11 protein-coding genes are annotated in these 15,406 nt (G+C 54.6%); 1 reads left to right on the forward strand and 10 read right to left on the reverse strand.

Going from position 1 to position 15,406, the window contains the following annotated elements; genetic code table 11:
* From clpB to DBR23_RS30850, 8 genes are all read right to left on the reverse strand, one after another.
* The coding region (gene clpB / locus DBR23_RS16505) for an ATP-dependent chaperone ClpB (protein WP_233250502.1) at positions 1–2,556 on the reverse strand (2,556 nt) is incomplete at its 3' end.
* 241 nt (positions 2,557–2,797) lie between these two features.
* Positions 2,798–3,280, reverse strand: coding sequence for a type IV pilin protein (locus DBR23_RS16510; protein WP_108498963.1), 483 nt, complete (start codon positions 3,278–3,280; stop codon positions 2,798–2,800).
* On the reverse strand, positions 3,277–8,019 hold the full coding sequence (locus DBR23_RS16515) for a pilus assembly protein (protein ID WP_108498991.1): 4,743 nt from the start codon (positions 8,017–8,019) through the stop codon (positions 3,277–3,279). Before DBR23_RS16515 ends, DBR23_RS16510 begins: the two co-directional genes overlap by 4 nt.
* 192 nt (positions 8,020–8,211) lie before the next feature.
* A complete protein-coding gene (locus DBR23_RS16520) occupies positions 8,212–8,985 on the reverse strand; it encodes a PilX N-terminal domain-containing pilus assembly protein (protein WP_233250503.1) in 774 nt (257 codons plus the stop codon).
* A 7-nt stretch (positions 8,986–8,992) separates the two neighbouring features.
* The gene (locus DBR23_RS16525; RefSeq protein WP_108498964.1) at positions 8,993–10,093 is read right to left on the reverse strand and encodes a PilW family protein; all 1,101 of its coding nucleotides are present in this window, start codon (positions 10,091–10,093) and stop codon (positions 8,993–8,995) included.
* Between the two features lie 3 nt (positions 10,094–10,096).
* Positions 10,097–10,738: a type IV pilus modification protein PilV gene (gene pilV / locus DBR23_RS16530; RefSeq protein WP_233250504.1), complete on the reverse strand. Its 642-nt coding sequence runs from the start codon at positions 10,736–10,738 to the stop codon at positions 10,097–10,099.
* A 7-nt stretch (positions 10,739–10,745) separates the two neighbouring features.
* A complete protein-coding gene (locus DBR23_RS16535) occupies positions 10,746–11,342 on the reverse strand; it encodes a GspH/FimT family pseudopilin (RefSeq protein WP_233250505.1) in 597 nt (198 codons plus the stop codon).
* Between the two features lie 863 nt (positions 11,343–12,205).
* Positions 12,206–12,511: a hypothetical protein gene (locus tag DBR23_RS30850; RefSeq protein ID WP_233250506.1), complete on the reverse strand. Its 306-nt coding sequence runs from the start codon at positions 12,509–12,511 to the stop codon at positions 12,206–12,208.
* Here DBR23_RS30850 and DBR23_RS30855 point away from each other — a divergent pair.
* Complete coding sequence (locus tag DBR23_RS30855; RefSeq protein ID WP_233250507.1) at positions 12,510–12,725, forward strand: hypothetical protein; 216 nt, start codon at positions 12,510–12,512, stop codon at positions 12,723–12,725. The genes DBR23_RS30850 and DBR23_RS30855 overlap by 2 nt on opposite strands.
* A 78-nt stretch (positions 12,726–12,803) precedes the next feature.
* Here the strand turns inward: DBR23_RS30855 and DBR23_RS16550 are convergent, their stop codons facing one another.
* Together DBR23_RS16550 and DBR23_RS16555 are read right to left on the reverse strand one after the other, a co-directional pair.
* A complete protein-coding gene (locus tag DBR23_RS16550) occupies positions 12,804–13,922 on the reverse strand; it encodes an acyltransferase (protein ID WP_108498969.1) in 1,119 nt (372 codons plus the stop codon).
* Between the two features lie 240 nt (positions 13,923–14,162).
* Positions 14,163–15,293 carry an ABC transporter substrate-binding protein gene (locus DBR23_RS16555; protein WP_108498993.1) on the reverse strand — a complete coding sequence of 377 codons (1,131 nt, stop codon included), beginning with the start codon at positions 15,291–15,293 and terminating at the stop codon, positions 14,163–14,165.
* Between the last annotated feature and the right edge of the window lie 113 nt (positions 15,294–15,406).

Below are 15,406 nucleotides of genomic sequence, written 5' to 3' on the forward strand. Positions count from 1 at the left end.
GTTGACGGTGACCGGAATCACACTCTTGGGCGGGAATCGCCCTTCCAGCAACAGCTTGGACAGCGGATTCTCTATGCGCTGCTGAATCGCCCGCTTGAGCGGCCGCGCACCAAACACGGGGTCGAACCCCACCTTGGCCAATTCTGCCAAGGCAGCGTCGGACACCTGCAACTCCAAATCCATCTTCGCCAACCGGGATTGCAACAGCTGCAGCTGGATCTCGGCGATCGAGGCAATGTGCTGGGCATCCAGCGCATGGAACACCACGGTCTCATCAATGCGATTCAGGAACTCAGGCCGGAAGTGGTTCTTGAGTTCACCCCAGACGGCTTCCTTGATGTCTTCCGAATCCTGCCCCACCATGGCCTGGATCAGATGCGAGCCGATGTTGCTCGTCATCACGATCACCGTGTTCTTGAAGTCCACGGTGCGGCCCTGGCCGTCGGTCAGGCGGCCGTCGTCCAGCACCTGCAGCAACACGTTGAAGACGTCGGGGTGGGCCTTCTCCACCTCGTCGAGCAGCAGCACGCTGTAGGGCTTGCGGCGCACGGCCTCGGTCAGGTAGCCTCCCTCCTCGTAGCCCACGTAGCCGGGCGGCGCACCGATCAGACGGGCCACCGAGTGTTTCTCCATGAACTCGCTCATGTCGACGCGGATCAAGTGGTCTTCGCTGTCAAACAGGAAACCCGCGAGCGCCTTGCACAGCTCGGTCTTGCCCACGCCCGTGGGGCCGAGGAACAGGAACGATCCAGTGGGCCGATTGGGGTCACTCAGCCCCGAGCGCGAACGGCGAATCGCATTGGCCACTGCGGCAATCGCCTCTTGCTGGCCCACCACACGCTCGTGCAACTTGGACTCCATCTGCAGGAGCTTGTCTTTTTCGCCCTGCATCATCTTGGCCACGGGAATGCCCGTAGCGCGACTCACCACTTCAGCGATTTCCTCGGCGCCCACCTGCGTGCGCAGCAGGCGGCGCGTGGCGGGCGCGCCGTCCTTGCCAGCCTCTTGCGCTTGGGCTTCCTTCAACTGCTTTTCCAGCTCAGGCAGCTTGCCGTATTGCAGCTCGGCCACCTTGTTGAAGTCGCCTTTGCGAGTGAATTCCTCGATCTGGAACTTGAGCTTGTCGATGGCCTCGCGCACATGAGCGCTACCTTGCGCCTGGGCCTTTTCAGACTGCCAGATCTCGTCGTAGTCGGCGATTTCCTTTTGCAGCTTGGTGATCTCTTCCTCGATGAGCGCAAAGCGCTTTTGCGAGGACTCGTCCTTCTCGCGGCGCACCGCTTCGCGCTCGATCTGCAGCTGAATCAGGCGGCGGTCGAGCTTATCCATCACCTCAGGCTTGGAGTCCATCTCGATCTTGATCTTGGAAGCTGCCTCATCGATCAAGTCGATCGCCTTGTCCGGCAGGAAGCGATCCGTGATGTAGCGATTGCTCAGCTCGGCCGCAGCGACGATCGCCGGGTCGGTAATGTCCACGCCGTGGTGGACCTCATATTTCTCCTGCAAGCCGCGGAGGATAGCAATGGTCGCCTCCACGGTGGGCTCGCCGACCAGGATCTTCTGGAAGCGCCGCTCCAGGGCCGCATCCTTTTCGATGTACTTGCGGTATTCGTCGAGTGTGGTGGCCCCAACGCAGTGCAGCTCGCCACGCGCCAGCGCGGGCTTGAGCATGTTGCCCGCGTCCATCGCGCCCTCGCCCTTGCCCGCGCCCACCATGGTATGCAGCTCGTCGATAAAGACGATGGTCTGACCTTCGTCCTTGGCCAGTTCGTTGAGCACGCTTTTCAGGCGCTCTTCAAACTCGCCACGGAACTTGGCACCCGCAAGCAACGCGGCCATGTCGAGGCTGAGCACGCGCTTGCCCTTGAGGCTCTCGGGTACTTCGCCCGCCACAATGCGCTGGGCCAGGCCTTCTACGATGGCGGTCTTGCCTACGCCGGGTTCGCCGATCAGCACGGGGTTGTTCTTGGTGCGGCGCTGCAGCACCTGGATGGCACGGCGGATTTCGTCGTCGCGGCCAATCACCGGGTCCAGCTTGCCAAGGCGAGCGCGCTCGGTGAGATCCAGGCAGTACTTGGCCAGCGCACCGCGCTGGCCTTCGGCCTCTGCGCTGTTCATCTTCTGCCCGCCGCGCACGGCGTCGATGGCAGCCTCCAGGCTCTTGCGCGTGAGGCCGTTGTCCTTGGCGATTTTTGCTGCGTCTCCCTTGCTGTCGATCACGGCGAGCAAAAACAGCTCGCTGGCGATGAACTGGTCACCGCGCTTGATGGCCTCTTTCTCGGTGGCCTGGAGCACACGCCCTAGCTCGGGGCCGCCTTGTACCTGGTCGTTGCCTTGCACCTGGGGCAGGCGCTTGACGGCTGCCTCTGCAGCCGCCAGCAGGCCTGGCACATTGGCGCCCGCACGCTGCAGCAACGCCTTGGGGCCATCGTCCTGTTGCAGCATAGCCTGCAGCACGTGTACCGGCTCGATGTAGGCGTGGTCGTTACCCAGCGCGATGCTTTGGGCATCACTCAGGGCCTCCTGGAATTTGGTGGTGAATTTGTCGAGACGCATGGTCTATATCCTCCGAATTGCACTGAACTTGAGGCAGGGAGTGCCTGATTTCAAGACAGAACCATGCGGAAAGACCGCCAGACATCAGTCAACGAGCGTACCTTGTTAGTTGCAACAGCATTGGAGTTTAGTTTGCCAGATTAAAAATCTAGCAGCCAATTCAGAAACCTAAAAAACAAAATCAAATGTAGTTAAACAAAACTGACGGGCGCGAACCATTACCAATTGTGTGGCGACAAATTCATTTCCAACAGGCCTCAAGGGCGGCGGCCTTGTTTGAAAATCCAGAATAATTTGACAAATCTTTACGCCCTAAGTGGTCAATAGAAAAATTACCACAACGATCTGACGCCATAGCAGTTCCAGATTTACGAGTAGCCGTCACAGAATAAACATCTCGGACGTTATTTGTCACAACAACTGCAATATCGTACATAGGCGAACCCTGCCCAGGCATAGGGGAGACGCTGAATCGCGATGGAAATTGCGTTGCATCAGTTACGGCTACACCAGCACTGTTCTTGTCATATCGAAAGTTCTCAGTGTAGAACCTCTCCATCCATTGCTGCGCAGCAACCAGCACAGCTCTGGCCTCTGCACGCCTCGATCGCGCCACATATTCTTTATAAGAAGGATAAGCAACTGACGCTAACACAGCAATAATGGCCACAACAATCATCAGTTCAATGAGTGTAAAACCCCGAACAGAATATTTGGATTTCATTGGTCAGTCCTTAAACCGGGAACCTCGCGCCATTGGAGTCGAGGAGATGAGCTAGTACACAAAACAGCATCCGCACTTCGACCTGTTACACGTTTAGCACGCTGTCCTGCAGCACAAATAGGCGCATCCTTGGTGCAAGTGCTTCCGACGCAAGTACAGCCTGGTTCGCCTGCTTTGCAAACCTTGGTGAAAGGCTTTTTGGTTCTATCATTCACCACTTTTACCTTTTGATCTCCGATTTCCTTTGCAGCAATCACCACTTTGACGGATGAAATAGTAATCGTTCCTTGAGTATTGCGCTCGGCCCGCCCTGAAATTGGGTCAACGGTATACAAAGCCGCGTTCGGAGTAGAAGAGCACTCATCGGTTGTCGATTTTGGTCTGACGGCGACAAAAGTCATGACACCCGCATCGAGCGAGGGATCTGAAAGCACGGCCTCAGAGGTCCCTGGCAAGTTGAAATACCAACCATCCTTGGTTGACCAATCCAGCACTGCGCCCGAATCGACCACAACAACACCATTAGAGTCGCGGGTGTAAGACCGAGCCGCCAAAGTTGTCAACCCCCGCGGCAAGGCTCGCCCTGACCCACCCATTCCCGGCCTATCCCATATTCCGTATACGCGCTGAATCACACCAATGCTCGGGAAATCACCCGTTTCAAACGCATTGCCAGTAGCAAAATTCACCATAAACCCGCCCTTCGCCATGTACAGAATTTGCGGAGACGTGGTGATAGGCAACGGAATCACTTGATTAAGAGCGTTAGTATAGGTAGCGATATACAGAGGAGCCCCGCCGAAAGCCACGCCCCAGTTATTTGGATTAGCATCCGAAATATCAAATTTCCAAAGATTACCCTTCAAATCCCCTGCATAAACCACATCAGCAGTACCATTGCCATCGATATCCTCCCATCGAGGCGCAGAAAGCCCATTTCCGGCACCGGTATCGGCAACTATCTTTTTATAGCGCCCAGTCCAACTCGAACCGTTTGGCCCCTCCATATACAAGATAAACAATACAGACTTGCCAGAGGACGACTTATTACCATTACCAAGAAGCAGAGCATATTTTCCGTTGTTCAATTTCACAACAGGCAACGCCTGATTAGAAGCCGAGTGAATAGATACGTCCCCGGTGATGTAGCCCAAGTCACTATCATCATCCGAAGTAAACTGCCATTTAAAAATGCTAGCCGCGTTCGACTCTGTCAAGTTCGCGACCACGGTCGAATCCAAGGCGAATACCCCACGCCCTCCACGACCCAGAGTACCAAACACATATGTTTTCCAATCACTACCAACCTTAACGTCAGCGGCGAAAGGATTTCCATCCACATACGGCCAAACTGTGCCGGTAGGTCTATTTTCTACTGATGCGGATAGTACAAAATCAGAACCACTTAACTTTGTACGAGCAGTAGTACCCCGTTGCAGAGGTATTTCAGCAAGCCGGTTCGCAAGTGCGCCCGGAACATAAGCAAAAACTTCGGCACCTGTCGTCGGATTGAAGGCATGCAACATGCCATCATTAGCAGCTACCCAAAGCAGCTTATCGCGACCCTTGTGCGTATTGAAAAAGGTTGCATAACCATCTGCGGTCATCCCCGGCAAAGTAGCGCTGGGCGCGCTTTGAATCCATGGGGTTCCGTTAACCACTGGCCCCAGCAACCCGCCAACGCGCTGCCTTAAACCATTTGGCCCCTCGAGGGACTGATCTCCTCGAATGTAGTTCAGTGCCAGCTGCGCGTTGGTAGCACTAAGCGGATTGGTACTGGCAGTAGTCATTTCTGTCTGATAAGCGGTCGGCAGAGATGCCCAGCGGAAAGCACTGCCTGCAGTGGCACCGTTCCCACTGTTAGTAATGATGGCTCTTGTGCTACCTCCGTTAGAGCTCGCACGGACAGCAAGGAGTGCCCCGGCCTCCCAAGTCGGCGAAGCTGCAAACTCCCCATCAGAATCCACTCTGTATGCTTCCAAGGCTCCCGTGACAGTCGCACTATCAAACTTAACTACGTATTTATAACCATTCGCCACCAATTGTGCCGAAGATATAGCTGGTGCAGCGTTTGAATTTTTCGCTGCGGCGTCAAGCGCGTAACGCAACTGCGCTTCAAGCAGCTCGGGCCTTCTAGCGAGAAAGTATCCATCTGGAACACCATCAGACCCGATACTTCCGTCAGCGCGCACGCTATCCCACGTATCTTGGGTAGACGGCATCAGCACATCGCTGTAAGTTCCATCAGAATTCTTCGTGCTGGACTTGAAAGAGCCATATTTTCCGGCGTACCAGAGGGGATCTTTAATAAGCGCATCCGTCTCTCCAACCATGTTGAAAGTCATACCAACCAAATAATCCGCATTTTTTACAGTGCAGTAATTAGCCAGAGTCGGTATTGTTGGATCGCCCGTGGCACCATTGCCCGTGACACTACAAACAGTATCTTTGTATTTCGTAGTTCCCGTCAGAATGGTGTTCTGATAGGCCGTATCCCCGCACAAATATTCTGACGTAGAGGGCATTCCGGACAACAAACTAAACGTGGAGCTGCCACCTCCATGCTGGTGGGTAAGGTATCTGCCATTGGCATTTGCTCCATTCTTCTGAACACCGATCACACTAAAACCGTGTGTGCCGGCAGCCCCCCCACAGACCCCAGGAATATCAGTTGTTATTTTAATATCCCAACCCGATGGGGATGACGCATTAGCAATCAAGTCATAGCGGAGAAATCCAGTAATATCCATATCATAGTCCCCCCCCATCAAGATATCGTTCCAGGTAACAATGAAGGCTCCATAGGTTGGACCAGAGCTGATGGATGCAAATGTTAGAGGGGCGCTAACCTTGCCCCCGCCTTGTACGCTTTCCGGAGTGATATATACGTATTTCTTGGGATTGGTACCAGGCACTGGCACGTCAATGCGGGGAGCACCACCAGAAAGGGAAGCCGCCATCGTTTTAACTTTGAGGGCATTTTCGACCTTATTCAGGTCAGCAGGAGGGGTGGCAGGAGAGCGAATTTTCGTCGTATTACCATAAAGCGCAGCCCCTGCCACTTGATATGTCCCCCCCATGGCAGGCGCTTCTGGGCAAATACCATTCACGTTCGCCAGCTGGCCGACCGTTTTAGCGGCACAAGAGTTCTGATCATCAGCAGCAGTTAACCCCTTGCCGGAAACGGATCCGACGGATCTAAGGGTACCAGTAATTCCCTCAGCATCGCCAATTTTGTTTACAAATGAATCAAGACCTGCACTGGAACTGGGCAGAGTAGTGAAGGGAGTGCCAGCCTGGCCATCAAAGCTCAATGCACTGGAAGAAAAGGCAAGAATATTCAGTGGTCGACAAATATTATTCCCGTATTTAGCTCTCGCCGTAGAGGTTGCAAAAGGATCACTCCAAGTCGCAACAGGCATTCCAACGCTCGAATCTGCCGTGCTGGATGATGGATTGGTTGGCGTGGGTGTCGACCCATCGTAAGCGTAATATTGGAGAGCCTGTACGATCATTTCCCCAATAGGATTGCCCCATGCCGGCAGATTTGTTTCGCCAGAAGCACTTGGAGTGTTACCAGAGCCATAGCTATTACCCGAGGTTCGCCCATACAAGACAATCGAATCAAATGCTTTGATGGCACCAACGCCAGTAGTTCTCCCGTCAGACAGGGTGGCAGAGCACCCAGAAGAGGCGCTATGGCAGAAAACACCCGTACTGCGATTTATTTCATCTTCGAGATCACGAATATTTTTTCTCAATGCACCAGAAGTATTTTTTCTATCATAACTTCCGGTAATTAATCCAAATTCTACCCGCGCAGCATCCCCGCTATTTTGAGGATAACCAAATTCCTGAAGCAACCCATAAGGTTTGTAGTTCGTAGTGGATGTCGGCGGGAAGGCTTGGCAACGCTCTTCGCCAAGAAGCGCGGGATCACACACCTTGACCCGCACATTCAAATCTGGACCAATACCAGAATATGTAGCTCCATCGGTACTACGCGATGGAATGGTTATCTCGTGATTTACACCACCGTTACCCTTGTCAGCATCGGAGTAAAATCGGGCGAGCTTTGGGCCAAAGGTACCTTGGGTATAGTTGTCTGGGCTACCACGCCACCGGCACAACTGAATCTCAACTGTCGACCAGAAGCGCACGTTTCCCTTCACCAAGCGCATGACAGGCACTGACGCCTTCGGATCTTCACTGCTACCAGTCACACAAATACTCAAACCCGCATAGACGTTGGCATTTGGCCCGGTAGTCTTAATGAGGTCTGCCTGGCTGAAAGGCGTGTAATCACGAATATCTGCTTCTTTATAATACTTCACAAACGAATGGGCGTCCCACACCAGCCGTGAGCCCATCAAAACGGTGGAGCCATTTGTATCCGTCGATCGAAATCCGCCGTATAGCATCTTCCGGACGGTATCCAACCGGGTCATAGTGACCCAATTCAAAAAATTACCAGCCCAGTGGGATTGCGAAGAAGAACAACTATATTTAGTAGATGTGACTGATCCAACAGTCACAGAAGTCTGGACGGCCGTTGCGGCAGGATTAAATTGATTGCTCGTAGCATCGTACGAATAACATTTTGTCGAATCAAAGTATCCATAGTACCGAAACGTGGGCTTGAATGTAGTATCAATAACGCCATCACCGTCCAGATCCTCAAAATCTGTGTACACTGGCCCAAAAAGCAAATGATCTTTAGATGCCGTGAGCATGATCATGGGCTTATTGGAAGCAGTAACTATATTCGGAGGAATAATGTTCTGCGGCGTGGAAACTTGAACAGGCGTCGCAAACGCGCAAGCTATACCAGCAAGTCCAACAGCCAAAAATCCTAATCTAGAAAAATTTGAATATTTCACAACTCACCTCTATCAAATTAGATCAGATACGATAAATCGCATTTTTCTACATTATGGAAAGAAAACCGATTGCAGCACGACTTGTGTTCTCTGAGAGTAACCAAATCCTCTGGCAGTGATACGGTACATGGTAGACCATTGGTTGGCTTTTTCACCGGTCGACGTTACCTGAGTTTCCTCAAGATTAATTCGAACATGCTTGCGCTGAAAGACTTCAATCAAATATTCAGGCTGCTTGGCCACTCCGCGGATGGCTGGCACTCCGGTGTAAGTACCCAAAGGCACACCGCCAGTAAAAGTCGCACAATTGGAGCTGCTCACAGGGGTGCGCCCGGGCTTGGTACTCTCATCATCATTCCACAGCCCGCCCTTGCCGGTAGGCCACCAAGGCTCTGCCACTGAGGTGTTCGTTGACGTTGCAGTACTCCAATCACTCAGCGCATAACTCGCATCATCTTTCAGACAAAGGCCTTGCGCACAATCGCTGGTGAAACTGCTGGGATTGAGACCATCGGCATCAGTGGTTGCAGTGTTTCGCTGGCAAGACGCATTAGTCATCAAAACCCCCAAGGGTGCATTGTCAATATCTCTCTCGGCATCCCTCAATGCAGATTCAGCAGCCTGACGGGCGGCCTCTTGATCCATTTGATTTCGAGCCATGCCTTCGGCAAGCATGGACTGCCGAGCGGTCCATACACTGATACCAGTAATCGCCACTAAGAAAAGCAGAACCACAACCAAAGCAACACCGTTCTGCTCTTTAGAATGTGGAGAGTGATCTCGCAGTCCGCCTGAAAGCGTTTTTCTTGCTGCATGTTGCATCATTTGCGCCTCAGTAGTATTGTTTGAGATTATTGCGCAACCCAAAAACCTCTACATAGCGAATTATCGTATCCCCAACTGGCTGATTTTTTGCAGTGTCGCCGCAGTCTCGATAAGTGCGTTCAGAACCTGTTTTTTCAGAAATCTTGGTATTACCACCTACTGTGCGCGTCAGAATGCAGACACGGACCGCAGTCACACGCTGCCAACCAGTCAGACTCACACCATTAATAGTTACGGGTGAAAGCGCATTTATCTCCGTCGCGGTGTAGTAACGCGAAGGGGTTAAATTATCCCCAGACGCATATACCCCATAGGTGAACTGCAGATCTTCCAACCCAGGCACAATTGGCTGATAGGCCGTTGCATCCGCAGTACCATGCGGGCTCTTGCCGTTACCACTGCACGCCAAACTTTTTGTGTTTACATCATTTTGATCAACAGAAATTTTTACGCTGCTCAACGTAAAACGATTGGACACGAACACAGGCAATCGCGGTGGTATTTTTTCATCAACTGTCGTTGGTGGTACGCCACCCGAATTTTTCTTTCTCTCATCATTGCTGGGATCGCCACCAGTCCCGGCAGGAGCGACGTCAGCACCCGTGCAATCCGAACGCCTGCCCGTGCTCTTACCCATTTCGGCAGTATCTGAGGTAAAGTAATTGATTACTATAGTGTCTGCAGCCGTAGCTACAGTCGCAGGACACGCACTGGTCGCCACGTCCAATTGGCCACCGTCACAGCCATAAACTCCCGTTTGAAACGCTACTGGAGGCCAACTTGTAGCTGGATTTTGCCAATCTGTTGCGACTCTAGGGTCTGCAGGAAGCGGTGGATACGTATCGTACATACCCTGCTGAGTCGCATCAGGAGCAATCGGGAGCGAGGTTGCAGGATAGAATCCAGCATTCATGATTTCCCGCCCCAACATTTGCATTACAAACACTCCGGTCTCTCGGCTACCACTAGTCCTATCGATGGCTCGCTGAGATTCGCGAGAGGCGAGATACATGTACGCAGCTGCAATGACAATCACCAGGCTGATTGCCATAGCTACGAGCAATTCAATTATCGTAAGCCCGCGCTGAGAGTCTTTTAGCTTGTTCATATGTCACGGAACAAAAGTAAATCGGGCACAACGGACTCCTGCAGGAGCAGATGCGGCAGCCGGACAGCAAGTTTGCTGGGCCATTCCCGTTTCAGAGCCGCTGCATACCGGGGCGGTAACAAGTGCCGCCGTGGCGCTATTCGGATCATCGACCTGCTCTTTATCAAACCACATCATCGTCACGTCCAAACCATTTCGACGATCACCCGATACGAGGGCTGCCCCTTGAGGCATGCTGTCTCGCACTCGCTGTCTCCAAATCAACAAATCGTACGTGGCGCGCTGCGAGGTAGTACAAGCCGTGGTTTCACAATTTGTGGTGATAGTCAACCCCGAGGCCTGTTGAGTTGCCCAGTCATCAGCCAGCAAATATTCCGAGACAGTTGTTACGCCTTCGCCTGCAAAACTTGTCCCCGCAGCATCAGGATTTATACGAACGCGCTCAGACAGATCGGACAACAGCAAAGAGGCAGACGAACGGGACCACGTGTTTATCTTGTACTTTGAAGTTGCCGCTTGTAAGCCCGCAATACCCAACAAGCCAATAGACAATACAAGCACGGCAACCATCATTTCAATCAGGGTCACCCCCTTATTGAACGAGAATTTTTTTTCGCGCCGCATCGCACATCCGTATTTAGTCATAAAAATACTAGTTGTAACCTGCACATGTCTGACTGTAGGGAATAGTACGGGTCCGACCCAAACCATCCATACAAATATTGACAGAGTACTTATCATTCAGAGGATTGCTAACATTTTGATAAACGATGTCAAATTGCCCCGCACTACTTAATCCAGGCGAACCCCTTGCATTAAATGTGATTTTTTTTCTGTTATTTTGAGTTTGCAGATAAAAATCGCTCCCCATACTTGGACGCGCCAGAAGCATATTAATAGAATCAGTGGGAGAATTAGCCCCGCTATCGCAAGTGGGGTTCAGAAATGCTATCCAACCTACTTGCCAATCTGTGCCAGTTGTAGTGCAAGCTGGAGCAGCATCTCCAGCACTACTACTCATGCACATCGTCACGCATGTGTTGCGATTGACAGCTTCATTACGGGCCTTCAGCACACTTCCAGTGAATTCGGCACTCAGGTTGGTCAGTTTGCTGCGCACTATGAAATCCCGCACAGCAGGGGCAGCGAGGCTACCCAAAATCGCAGCCAAAGCCAGGGAGACCAGCAACTCGATCAACGTAAAGCCTGTTGATCGTCTGCCAATTGAAACTGGGGCATCTGTAGTCATAGTCAGATTATCGCAACGCCGATCACTGCGTCACTCCCGCTAAGAGGGCCAACACCACCGTCCATCACTTTTGTGACCTAGCGGCTGAACTCGATATCACACCTTGGGCGGCAGCCGGTCTCGTTGACGCCAACGTTAGCTTTTTGCGCTTGCCCAAACCTTGTGGTGTGAACGCGGCCAAGCATAGTACGCAGGCGACTCAGACTATAGAACCGGTCGATGTAAGCGAACACGGCAGCCCGAGCATGCTCTCTGCTGCGATGCACCACAGCGATGCGCTTGGCTTCATTGCACTGAAGAAACTCTCCGTCGCTGAGGTAACCGAGACCTCGTTCGCACGGCTCATGCTAACGGCGACGCCGGGCTCACGCAGCAGCTACTGGAGGTGGAAGTTCGTGTACCTAGTGCCCTTACCTGAGTAACGCAGCAGTGCCACCGGTTTTCCCTACTGTAAGACCGCCATCACCGGCGCGTCCACCACGAGCTGTAGAACACGCTCTCTTGCATCCGCCCGCCCACGACGCGATGCGAGTCTGGATCCAGTACCTCTGTCAGATGCACAGCCAGCCTTCTACGTTTAAGCTAAAGGGGAGTTCGGCCACTCACTGCTGGTTAAGTGCATCTCCCTAGAACTGGCGCTCCCTCACTTTGTCGGCCCCCTCGTATCAATCCTCAGGCGAGCCCTAGCGCGTGGGGCGGACGCGAGGCGCTTGCTAGCACATAAGTTGCTCCATCTTTCAGCACACAGGGCTAGCCCTGCTACTGTACCGCCACGGTCACCACGCGCTCCGTGGCCAAACTGATCGCTCCGAGCTTGAACTCGCGGCTGCGGCTGATCGTCTTCGCCCCCGCTAGGAGCCATTTCAGGTCTCACCTTCCATCTTGCGAAAGCCTTTTGAAGCAGGCGGCAGCCCTTTAAACTGCTGCCATATCAGATAGCTATCGAAGCCGAAAGTCAGAACTTTATTCGGCACATTTCGTATCAGAAGAGAAACGATAGTCACTATGGTCCCCCACTCCGCCGAAACTCCTAGCACCGACGATAAGTTTGACCCGGATTCAACCCTGGCATTCCAGCGCCGCATGGAGCGCGCGCCGGAGTGGTTTTGTTCTTTTCTCGCGGGCAACAGCCGGGAAAAGAGCCGCTTGCGCCGCGAGATGGCCACCATGAAAGGCTCGGTGGTCTGGCTGGTGCAGCAGCGCCGCCAGGGCACCTGGAGTGCCGAGGAACGAGCCCACCTGCGGGATGTGATGCGGTCCGCGTCTTCGGTCAGCCCTTATCTTTTTATCTGGGTGATCCCCGGCTCGATGCTGCTGCTGCCCTTCATGGCGTGGTTTCTGGACAAGCAGCGCAAACGGCGGGAACGCAAGCTTTTGCGATAGCACTGCACTGAGCTGAAGGATATAGCGCGCTCAAAAAGACAGCCCAGTCGGCCCGCCCCTGCGGTCCCAGCCTAGGGGCTACGCCCAGTTGCTGGTAATGACCACCAGCATGCCGGCCCCCACCAATCCCAGTTGCCAGCGCAGGGCCGTGGACCACGATGGCACATGACGCTCCACTCGCAGATACAACAGACGCCCAGCTGCCAGCGACAGCCCAAACGCCAGGAGAATGCCCACGGCGTTCAGCGCTGGTGATGCAGGCCAGAGGTGGCTGACCACCGCGTTCACAAGCAAGCACACGGCAAAGTGCACCAGAAACACCGAGTACGACATCTGGCCGAGCTTTACGAGCGGCGACACACCGGAAAAGCTGCGCATGCGCGCAGAGCGCATGGCCACCACCAGGCACAAGGCCGTGACCGCAGCCACGGCAATGCGTGCCCGGAAATCCACCGCCAGCGCTGCCCCCACCAGCAGCGCCATGAGGCAGACCCATGCCTGCGCCTGCGGCGCCCGCACCGCCCAGTAGGCCAACATGCCCAGGCCGTAGGCACCAAAAAAGTACAGCGCCCACATGTCCAACCCCACGATGCGGTTGAAAACCCATAGCGAGGCAGCAGTCGCCAACAGCACCAGCCCCTGCGACAAGGCCGCTGCATGGTGCTGTACCCAGCGCACAGGCAGCGCACGTACACCGGCCAGCATCAGCACAGTCAGCGCAAAGAGTTGAAAGTCGATGGCCACGTACCACACGCCAGCCGACAAAGCGCCTTCACCCACGATATCCTGCAGCAGCAAGGCGTTCGCCAACAGTTGGGACAAGGTGGGTTGGTCGGGCACGGAGTGGTGCTCCATCCAAGGTCGCACGAGGGCGGCGACCACCACCGCCAGCATCAACGCCACGGCATAAGGCACCACCAGCCGCACGAAGCGTTTGGCAATGGCGGTGCCCGCATGATCGAAACGCGCAAAGCCCTGGGGCGCAAGGCTCGCAGCAGCCAGGTACCCACCCAACACCAGAAACACCTGCACCGCCATGCGCCCATAGTCATATAGCCACGCTATGAGTGATGGAGCCAAGGGATGGGCGATGTCGGACATCGGGCCATAAAAGGCCAAGTGGTGCCACACGATGGTGGCGCAAGCCATGCCCTTGATCATGTCGATCAAGGGTGTGCGGGATGTGGACGAGGACATAGGGCGAGGTGTTGAATCCCTGCGGACAGCGCGCCGCTGGATATCCGGATTCCCTCCGCGCTGATTCGCCTGCTGCACAAAGCAGCAAGACGAACTGGACCGAGGATGGAACAGCAAAACCCGCTATTGTCCTCCGTTAGAGGATTTTTTGCACAGCTGCACTGTCTCCCGCTGGTCTGCCATCACCTGCAGCGGGCTCGATGAACAAGAGTCCGCCCACCGCGCGAGGCGTGGAGACCCTCAGTAACGCAGACTGCCTTCCGCGTCCACGATAGCCAGCTCCACATAGGTCGACCCATTGTGGTTGCGCGGCGAATACTTCACGCTGAAACGACCGAAAGCAATTTCACCCGCGTCCTCCATCGTTTTGGAGAACGACTCGGTAGTCAGGTTGCGCCCCGTGCGGCGTAGCCCTTCCACCAGCAAGCGTGCGTGGACAAAACCTTCGAACTGCGAAGCCGAGGGTTGAGCGCCGGGCGACTTGGCGCGCAGCAGGCTCAGATATTCGGCCACCACCGGGATAGTGGTGTTGCGCAGCGAAGGCATGATCTGCGCCAGGATGATGCCCCGCGCCTTGTCCCTGAGTTCGCGCTGGATCACGTCCATGCTGGCCACGGAGAACCCGTAGTAGGCAGGACGCGCCGCCGTGGCCTGTACCGCCTTGATGTAGCTCGTGAAAGTGGTGCCGCCGGTCGCCACGATCACAGCCTGGGGTTGGGCTTTTTCGGTCGCCTGTGCGGCGGCGGCAAAGTCGGGCTGCTTGGGGTCCACCTTGATCTCGGCCACAAAGGGCAGCTTCTCCTCGTCCGAAGCCTTCTTGAGCTCACCTGCCAGTGTCTTGCCCAGGCCGTCGTCCTGAAAGAACACCGCCACACGGGTGATGCCTTGCTGGCGCAGCTGCGACACGATCTTGCTGGCCTCATTCGCATAACCCGCACGCACATGGAACACATACGGATTGAACGCCTCCCGGAACACCGAGGCACCTGTGACGGGGCCAAACAGCACAGTGCGCTGCTCCTTGATCAGCGGCAGGATGGCCGCTGTCTGCGCCGTACCGGTGCTATGGAAAATCATGAACACCTTGTCGTTCTCCAGCAGCTGGCGCGTGTTTTCCACGGCCTTTTGCGGGTCGAAAGCATCATCGAGTGTGGTGTACCGGATCATGCGGCCATGTACCCCGCCCTGCGCGTTCACCGCGTCGAACAGCAGTCGCGAGCCCTCGCCGTACTGCGCCGTCTGCGGCCCGAGCGGTCCCGACAGCACGACCGAGGCACCCAGCCGGATTTCATCGGCGGTCACGCCTTCATTGCGGGCATGAACCAAGGTGGTGGCGCACACGGCCAGCAGGCACACAAAAGCACGGAACATCAGGCATCTCCCTCGCAACATGGTGACAAGGCCGGCGAACGTGGCACCGGCATTCATTGATTATTTTTCATCACCATTATCGGTAGGGGGCTTCTCCTCCTCACGCGGGTTTC

Origin of the sequence: Acidovorax sp. HMWF018 (genome assembly GCF_003061035.1) — a bacterium.
In the GTDB taxonomy this organism is placed as follows: domain Bacteria; phylum Pseudomonadota; class Gammaproteobacteria; order Burkholderiales; family Burkholderiaceae_C; genus Acidovorax; species Acidovorax delafieldii.

Excerpts from the sequence above, each read along its gene's own strand:
- DBR23_RS30855 (WP_233250507.1), top strand. The coding sequence starts at position 12,510 with ATGAAAGGCTCGGTGGTCTGGCTGGTGCAGCAGCGCCGCCAGGGCACC.
- DBR23_RS16510 (WP_108498963.1), bottom strand. The coding sequence starts at position 3,280 with ATGAAATCCAAATATTCTGTTCGGGGTTTTACACTCATTGAACTGATG.
- DBR23_RS16525 (WP_108498964.1), bottom strand. The coding sequence starts at position 10,093 with ATGAACAAGCTAAAAGACTCTCAGCGCGGGCTTACGATAATTGAATTG.
- DBR23_RS16555 (WP_108498993.1), bottom strand. The coding sequence starts at position 15,293 with ATGTTCCGTGCTTTTGTGTGCCTGCTGGCCGTGTGCGCCACCACCTTG.
- DBR23_RS16550 (WP_108498969.1), bottom strand. The coding sequence starts at position 13,922 with ATGTCCTCGTCCACATCCCGCACACCCTTGATCGACATGATCAAGGGC.
- DBR23_RS30850 (WP_233250506.1), bottom strand. The coding sequence starts at position 12,511 with ATGGTGGCCATCTCGCGGCGCAAGCGGCTCTTTTCCCGGCTGTTGCCC.
- DBR23_RS16535 (WP_233250505.1), bottom strand. The coding sequence starts at position 11,342 with ATGACTACAGATGCCCCAGTTTCAATTGGCAGACGATCAACAGGCTTT.
- DBR23_RS16515 (WP_108498991.1), bottom strand. The coding sequence starts at position 8,019 with ATGATCATGCTCACGGCATCTAAAGATCATTTGCTTTTTGGGCCAGTG.
- pilV (WP_233250504.1), bottom strand. The coding sequence starts at position 10,738 with ATGACTAAATACGGATGTGCGATGCGGCGCGAAAAAAAATTCTCGTTC.
- DBR23_RS16520 (WP_233250503.1), bottom strand. The coding sequence starts at position 8,985 with ATGATGCAACATGCAGCAAGAAAAACGCTTTCAGGCGGACTGCGAGAT.